This window comes from Bacillus sp. AY2-1, assembly GCF_008368965.1.
GTDB classification, from domain to species: Bacteria; Bacillota; Bacilli; order Bacillales; family Bacillaceae_G; genus Bacillus_A; species Bacillus_A thuringiensis_S.
Genome location: NZ_QPEL01000163.1, coordinates 1 through 7,871, shown reverse-complemented (window position 1 = coordinate 7,871; position 7,871 = coordinate 1). Strand labels below are relative to the sequence as shown.

The following is a 7,871-nucleotide window of genomic DNA, read 5'->3' as shown; positions in this document are numbered from 1 at the left end:
ACATATTTGTTTATTCACCTCCTTATATAGGTTTCTTCAATATAATAACAAATGAATATTCAACTTAAGTTAATATCATGTAAAAAATAAAAAGCTGACTTCCCTTTAGAAATCAGCCTTTACAATTTGATCAACTTTATACTTTTACAAATTATTATAATGTTTCTTTTTCCTCATCATTTCCGGAAACTAAACTTCCTATAGCATCCGCTGTTACTTCTACTACAAATTCACAAATACCTGCTACAACTTCTCCAATTACTTCATCCATCTTTTTACCCCCTTATTTTATGCAACTTATTTGTAGTATAGAAGAAATTGGTGAATGTAAACTATCGAAAAAGGTGACATAAACCTTACAAAATTGTAAGCTCTTTCATCCCTTTACTTACTTCCTTTGAAACTCCAAGTATTTTTAGCAGACATATAGGCCATCATAATATGAAGAAAGTAATAATCTAGTGTCAGGAGGCGTTTAATATATATTATGTAAAATTAATTAAAGGTCAATCTTTCTACGCTTTTGACCATCGTTTCTTAGTGTCTGAAGAAGAAGAGGTTTCTGAGAGAATTTATAATTACTTACGACGTAATGAATTTTTTGAAGTACGTAAAGAAGAATATTCTGCTTAATTACAAAAAGCATTAAGAAAAATATCATCTTATTATGATATATTCTTGATGCTTTTATGTAAATTGCTTCTTTTCAACAATTGTTGTGGACTCTATTATAATATTCTAGTATTTGTCCAAGATAATTCATCCCTATTTCCGTATTTCAGTATATGAAGATGTTGTGAATATGACTCATATCATTGATTATTAAGCTACTCAACCTATAAGTAAAACTGATGCAACAACTTTTGCAATCCCCTCTTCTCCAAACAAAGTAATTCTAGCAAATTTGAAATTGAGAATTTCAAGTAGAGATTCACGTAATAATCGAGTAGAATTAATAGCTACAGTTGGTGTAGAAGGTATAACTGAGATTTCACAAGTTTTATTCCGAATTTTCCTTGATAACATTGAAATTTTCAATACACAAGTAGGTATTGAATCAACAAATTCTGAACAATTTCACGTACAAACATTCCAAGCTACAGACCAAAACATTAGCAGTGGAACACACGAATATTCATTAACTGTAGAAAACCTTATTAGTAGTGCAAGTGCAGAAGTTGCTGGTCCTCTATCTTTTAGCGCTTTAGCTATTGGACAAGAGCGTAAATATTGCTAATTGAAATTAATGTTTAATTTTGTACTTTGGAAAAGCAAGACGTAGTTATACGTTCTTGCTTTTTTATATTTATCCTTACTTTCTATTAGCTTTAATCATGAATTTTTTACGTTTTGCTTCATTTATTTCATCAATTAATACATCAAATTTTTTACAAATCAAAAAGATTGAAATCCAATTATGAAACACGTAATATAGACTCTGACTCTAAAAAAGTTCGTATAAAAATACTACATAAATAAGGAGGTTTTATATACGAGTTTTTTCATTTTAAAAGACGGAGAGGTTTTATGTTATGTGGCGTAATAAAAATGTTTGGATTGTTTTAATTGGGGAGTTTATTGCAGGTCTAGGATTATGGCTTGGTATTCTTGGCAACCTTGAGTTTATGCAAAAATATGTCCCTTCTGATTTCATGAAATCAGTTATATTATTTATCGGACTATTAGCCGGTGTTCTAGTTGGCCCTATGGCCGGTCGTGTCATCGATCAGTATGAAAAGAAAAAAGTTCTTCTTTACGCTGGATTTGGTCGAGTTTTAAGTGTTATTTTCATGTTTTTCGCTATTCAATTTGAAAGTATCGCATTTATGATTGCATTTATGGTTGCTCTTCAAATTTCAGCAGCATTTTATTTCCCTGCATTACAATCTGTAATTCCACTCATCGTACGTGAGAATGAGTTATTACAAATGAACGGTGTACATATGAATGTTGGTACAATCGCTCGTATTGCAGGTACTTCACTAGGTGGAATTCTTTTAGTTGTAATGAGTTTACAGTATATGTACGCCTTTTCAATGGCAGCATACGCCTTATTATTCCTCTCGACGTTCTTCCTACAATTCGAAGACAAGAAATCAACAACACCAAGTAAACAAGCTGCAAAAGACAATAGCTTTATGGAAGTATTTCGTATTTTAAAAGGAATTCCTATTGCTTTTACAGCACTTATATTAAGTATCATCCCTCTATTATTTATAGCAGGGTTTAATTTAATGGTTATTAACATTAGCGAAATGCAACATGATCCTACGATTAAAGGGTTCATATATACAATTGAAGGTGTCGCATTTATGTTAGGTGCCTTCGTAATTAAACGTCTATCTGATCATTTCAAACCCGAAAAATTACTATATTTCTTCGCAATTTGTACTGCTTTTGCACACCTGTCATTGTTCTTTAGCGATATAAAATGGATGGCTCTTACATCATTTGGTTTGTTTGGGTTTAGTGTTGGCTGCTTCTTCCCTATTATGTCGACAATTTTCCAAACGAAAGTGGAAAAAAGTTATCACGGTCGCCTCTTCTCATTCCGTAATATGTTTGAGAGGGTTATGTTCCAAATCGTCTTACTTGGCACAGGGTTCTTCTTAGATACAATTGGGTTACAATATATGGTTCTCATCTTCGGAGTCGTTTCATTATTGATTATTTCTATTTCCCTTTCTAAGCAGAAACATTATGAAAAACAGCATTCACAATCTGCGAATTTATAAAATAAACAAAGAAGTATGGATATAATATTGAATCCATACTTCTTTGTTCTATAATACGCCTATTTATTACGTTTATTGAAATTACCTAAAGGAGTATCCCCCTTTTATTTCGAATAGATTATAAAGAGTACTCTTTATAAAAGGAGTGGTAAAATGTCTGATGGCATTGAAGTATTTATTGTCCTGCTCTTTGCAATTGCTCTGTTTAGCATCCTAAACTTTTTAGCCATTTCCTTATCTGGACATAGTTTTAAAAAAAGAATCGTGGCAGGTTTCATATTTTTACTACTGACTCCCATTGTCTTTTTGACTATCGCAACATTTGCTTCTATATTCGATAAAGCAGGATTTGGCGCAGGTACGTTAGCCTTTATGATCGCAAGCGTATATATATTAAATGGAATAGTGCTTCTGCTTTCCTCTTTATTTATCCTCAAAAAAGATATAACATAGGCTATGGTACTAGCATGAATCTGACTTTACACTAGATTCATGCTTATTTAATTTCTCCTAAATTTTTATATGAAATTAAATAATTCTTTAAAAAAATTTAAACTTTATTTATTATAATATCCCTATCGTATTCGCACGTTTATTCAAATTTAAAAGAAAGGAGCACAAAATGAAAAAGGTTCTACTTACAATTCCTATACTAATCATCCTACTTAGTGGATGCAGCAATAACGATATATACGGTTCTTGGGAAGTCGTTGACAATAAAAATGGTGAATGCCCTGTATATTATAAATTTGAAACAGTTGTCAAAAAAGAAAATAAAGAGGAAATTGTGCAAAATTTAGTAGAAATGCAAACCACAAAGAATAAAGACGATTTATATAAAGGCTCATTTGTCAAAAATTCTAATGTATATCACATTGATTATGGTAATTCATTTACATCAGAGCAAACTTTAAAAGTTGCCGACGGTACATTAAATGTATACTTTTTGACAGCTGAAAAATTATGCACGTATAAAAAGAAATGATTATATTTCAGAGGAAACGCAGAAAATATTTTCTGCGTTATTTCACTTTAGAAATCTTCCACAAATACTTAATAAAAACTATAAAATAACTTAAGTTATATAAAATGAATCCTATAATAGACATTTCAATTAACACGTCTACGCTATTTACATCGATACTTTTCAAAATAGGCTAATACTTCCTCTAAATTTGTCAATCGTTTTAATTTTCATAAAAAAATGATAAAATATAAACATGTGTTTTCAGAATAATTAAAAACGCAGAATGAAAGCACTGTTTTAGGAGGGGTTTTGATGACTTACACGTTAGCAACTAGAATGAAAGCATTCCAATCTTCTATATTTAGTGAATTAGGAGCCTATAAAAAAGAAAAAATTGCAGCAGGTCATAACATGATTGATTTGAGCATCGGAAATCCTGATATGCCGCCCGCTGATTTTGTAAGAGAAACAATGGTACATACAGCGAGTGAGAAAGAGAGCTACGGGTATACATTATCAGGTATTCAAGAATTTCACGAAGCTGTAACTGAATATTACAACAACACTCATAACGTTTTATTAAATGCAGATAAAGAAGTTTTATTATTAATGGGTTCACAAGACGGGCTCGTTCATTTACCTATGGTTTATACAAATCCAGGTGATATTATATTAGTTCCTGATCCAGGATATACAGCTTATGAAACAGGTATTCAAATGGCTGGTGCAACATCTTACTACATGCCTTTAAAGAAAGAGAATGATTTCTTACCAGACTTAGAAGTCATCCCTGAAGAAATTGCCGATCAAGCGAAGATGATGATTTTAAACTTCCCAGGGAATCCCGTTCCAGCAATGGCCCATGAAGATTTCTTTAAAGAAGTAATCGCATTCGCGAAAAAGCATAATATTATCGTTGTCCATGATTTTGCTTATGCTGAATTTTATTTCGATGGTAATAAGCCAATTAGCTTCCTCTCTGTACATGGTGCTAAAGAAGTTGGCGTAGAAATCAATTCTTTGTCAAAAAGTTATAGTTTAGCAGGTAGCCGTATTGGATATATGATTGGAAACGAAGAAATTGTTCGTGCACTTACTCAATTTAAATCTAATACCGACTACGGTGTATTTTTACCAATTCAAAAAGCGGCATCTGCAGCACTAAGAAATGGCGCGGCATTTTGTGAGAAAAACCGCGATATTTATCAAGAACGGAGAGATACTTTAGTCGATGGATTCCGAACATTTGGTTGGAATGTCGATAAGCCAGCCGGTAGTATGTTTGTCTGGGCTGAAATTCCACAAGGATGGACTTCTCTAGACTTCGCTTATGCATTAATGGATCGTGCGAATGTCGTTGTTACACCTGGTCATGCATTTGGACCTCACGGAGAAGGCTTCGTACGTATTGCACTCGTTCAAGATAAAGAAGTGTTGCAACAAGTTGTTGAAAACATTAGAAATAGCGGCATTTTCGTCCTTGAAAAAGTAAATGAATTAGTTAAAAATTAGTTCCCACTCCCCTGCTTAACTTTAGCAGGGGTATTATTAATTGGAGGTACTTTCATATGCATATTAAAGACACACTTCCCCATCGTTATCCATTTTTAATGATTGATAAAGTAATAAATGTAAAACAAGATGAATTCGTTACAGGATATAAACTCATTACAAATAACGAATGGTTTATAAACGATAGTCACAAACATATGCCTCATATGTTAATTGTAGAAGCACTTGCTCAGCTTAGTGCATTTGTACATACAAGTGATTCTGAAGGACTAGGATTTCTCTCCTCTTTAGATGGAGTTGAATTCCACGGAAAAGCATATCCCGGTGATAAACTTGATTTACATTATGAGCTAACGCGCAATCGTCGAGGTTTTATTCTTGGTAAAGGTATTGCAACTGTAAACGACCAGCCTATTGTAACTATAGAAAAACTATTAATATATCAAGCAGATTAAAGTGTTCCTTATATCAGTTGGAAATATCTATTCTCAACCAATTAAATAAATAAGAAAATATATTACGTAGTTAGGAGCAGGGAAATGGAACGTACTATCGGTATCGATGCTGGAGGCACATTAACGAAAATAGCTTATTTTAACGAAAAAAAGCTATTAACTTTTGAAAAATTTTATTCGCATGAACAACATAAAATAATAGATTGGATTAAAAACAACAATGGCATAAAACAAATATGTATTACGGGTGGTAAATCGAAACTATTACAGCATCTGCTTACAGGTTCATATAAAATAATAGAGCTAAACGAATTTGAAGCTACTCTTGCAGGTGTCCAATACATATTAAAAGAAGAAAAACATGCTATACGCAATTTTATTTTAACCAATATCGGTACAGGTACTTCTATCCATTACGTTTATAATGAACAATATATTCGCGCTGGTGGAACCGGAGTTGGCGGTGGGACTATTATGGGACTTTCAAAATTGTTAACAAATATAGATCATTTTGAAGATGTAATCCCTCTAACAAAAGTAGGCTCTAGAAAAGAACTAGATATTACGGTTGGAGATATTTATGGTGGTATTCTTTCCCCTATCGATAATAACTTAACTGCTAGTAACTTCGGAAAAGCAGCCATTACAGAATCAAATAATAGTAGCTCCGATATACTAGCTACTGTACAAGGACTTGTCGGTGAAGTCGTTACTGCATTAAGCCTTCAATTCGCTGAAACAAAAAACATTGAACATATTATTTATATTGGTTCGACTTTATGTAATAACGTACAACTTCAACATATTATTAGTAGCTACACCGAATATCAAAATAAAACACCAATCTTTTTACAAGATGGTGGTAATAGCGGTGCAATTGGTGCATTACTTCATGCTACGAAATAAAAAGCTGACTTTTGTCAGCTTTTTAGAAATGGTACTTCAAATTCAATAATTGATTCCCTGTTCTCTCCAATTCGCTCCACGCTTATTCTATCAATTACACAATTTAACTTCCCATGAAAACTAGGAATCTCCTTCACTACTTCAGCAGCTAATTCGACACTTTCTTTTCTTCCGACTGTTACATGCGGGATATACGGAATGTCTTCTTTCAAAAATTGTAATAAAGGTCCTGTATATAGAATATTATGTAGTTCCTCTATTTGTTCTTTCCCCTTTTCAACTCGTAAAAACAAATATTCTCTTTCACTTGTAATTTGATTCTTAAATTCAATTTCTATATTCTGTATCAGTTTTGATACATTTATAATATGTAATTTCAGCTCATCATTTGAAATCGAACTTTCAAATGGGAATACAATTGTAATATGCGGTGGAATTAATCCAAATAAAGGATCATGTTTTTGCCTAATGTCCTCGATTTCGCTAATGAACATGTTGTTTAGAAAAAGTAAAATTGTACGCATTTTTATCCCCTCAACTTTTCCTCATTATAATATGTATCATATTCTATGACAGCCTGCCCTTTAACAACTTGTTTTGCTTACCTGTAAAAATAAAAAAACTTCTCAAATGAGAGGTTTTCATATAGCATGATTATTATTTTCCAGCCAAACTTTCCTAAACTTTATATAACAGGCAATTCTCCAAGGAAAAATATACGATACTGCAACAACATAAAATAATAAACCTATTGTTTGCTGATCTAAGTCAACAATATATTTTCTTGAACCGTATCTCAAAACGACAAGTGCAATAAAAGTAATTAAAAAAGCTGCACTTTTTTTCGTATAAATATTCCCATCATCTCTTCGTTCATAATTTGTTAATACTATAAGCGGCACAGCAAAAAGTACACCAATGAATACCGCTATAATTACTTGCAATATAGCTGGATGTACGGGACCTAAAAACCATACAATACCTGGTGTTAAAAATAGTAATGGCCATAAAATACGTTTTCCCGATCCCTTTATTGGCTTATGCATGGAGCGATAACGACGCCAAAATATTAGTAGTGCAATGCATAAAAAGACCGTTATTAATGAAGAAGTATCTCCCATTTACTCTTCCTTCTCCCCTAAAATAATTGTATTTAAATTGTATCTTCAAACGAAACCTTACGAATAAATAGAGCGCTAATTACAATATATATGCAAATAAGAACTATCGAAACTAATATGAAATTAGGTATTTCTAGTAACATTTTACTATTAATAAACACCAACTCTTTTATAC

The 7,871-nt window shown here is 32.2% G+C and carries 11 protein-coding genes; 8 read left to right on the top strand and 3 right to left on the bottom strand.

Annotated features, from left to right (window positions below; all coding sequences use genetic code 11):
• The first annotated feature begins 480 nt into the window (after positions 1–480).
• The 8 genes from DN403_RS26620 to coaW all read left to right on the top strand — a co-directional run bounded on the left by DN403_RS26620 (position 481) and on the right by coaW (position 6,575).
• Complete coding sequence (locus tag DN403_RS26620) at positions 481–633, top strand: YqbF domain-containing protein (RefSeq protein WP_074789873.1); 153 nt, start codon at positions 481–483, stop codon at positions 631–633.
• 205 nt (positions 634–838) lie between these two features.
• A complete protein-coding gene (gene exsC, locus DN403_RS26615; protein WP_255452070.1) occupies positions 839–1,237 on the top strand; it encodes an exosporium protein ExsC in 399 nt (132 codons plus the stop codon).
• 295 nt (positions 1,238–1,532) lie between these two features.
• Entirely contained in the window at positions 1,533–2,735 is a 1,203-nt protein-coding gene (locus DN403_RS26610) for an MFS transporter (protein WP_000269263.1), read from the top strand.
• Between the two features lie 153 nt (positions 2,736–2,888).
• Positions 2,889–3,188 carry a hypothetical protein gene (locus tag DN403_RS26605; protein WP_001279466.1) on the top strand — a complete coding sequence of 100 codons (300 nt, stop codon included), beginning with the start codon at positions 2,889–2,891 and terminating at the stop codon, positions 3,186–3,188.
• A gap of 169 nt (positions 3,189–3,357) precedes the next feature.
• Positions 3,358–3,720, top strand: coding sequence for a hypothetical protein (locus tag DN403_RS26600; protein ID WP_000757024.1), 363 nt, complete (start codon positions 3,358–3,360; stop codon positions 3,718–3,720).
• Between the two features lie 294 nt (positions 3,721–4,014).
• Complete coding sequence (locus tag DN403_RS26595; RefSeq protein ID WP_149185919.1) at positions 4,015–5,214, top strand: LL-diaminopimelate aminotransferase; 1,200 nt, start codon at positions 4,015–4,017, stop codon at positions 5,212–5,214.
• 56 nt (positions 5,215–5,270) lie between these two features.
• Positions 5,271–5,669, top strand: a complete 399-nt coding sequence (locus tag DN403_RS26590; protein WP_000547638.1) for a 3-hydroxyacyl-ACP dehydratase FabZ family protein — start codon at positions 5,271–5,273, stop codon at positions 5,667–5,669.
• Between the two features lie 84 nt (positions 5,670–5,753).
• Positions 5,754–6,575 (top strand): type II pantothenate kinase, encoded by an 822-nt coding sequence (gene coaW, locus DN403_RS26585; protein WP_042598075.1) that lies wholly within the window; start codon positions 5,754–5,756, stop codon positions 6,573–6,575.
• Positions 6,576–6,589: 14 nt separating this feature from the next.
• Here coaW and DN403_RS26580 read toward each other — a convergent pair whose 3' ends face one another.
• The 3 genes from DN403_RS26580 to DN403_RS26570 all read right to left on the bottom strand — a co-directional run.
• Positions 6,590–7,099: a 2'-5' RNA ligase family protein gene (locus DN403_RS26580; RefSeq protein ID WP_149185918.1), complete on the bottom strand. Its 510-nt coding sequence runs from the start codon at positions 7,097–7,099 to the stop codon at positions 6,590–6,592.
• A 117-nt stretch (positions 7,100–7,216) separates the two neighbouring features.
• Positions 7,217–7,696, bottom strand: a complete 480-nt coding sequence (locus tag DN403_RS26575) for a CcdC family protein (protein ID WP_106081978.1) — start codon at positions 7,694–7,696, stop codon at positions 7,217–7,219.
• A 32-nt stretch (positions 7,697–7,728) separates the two neighbouring features.
• On the bottom strand, positions 7,729–7,871 hold a 143-nt coding region (locus DN403_RS26570), incomplete at its 5' end, for a DUF4052 family protein (protein WP_149185917.1).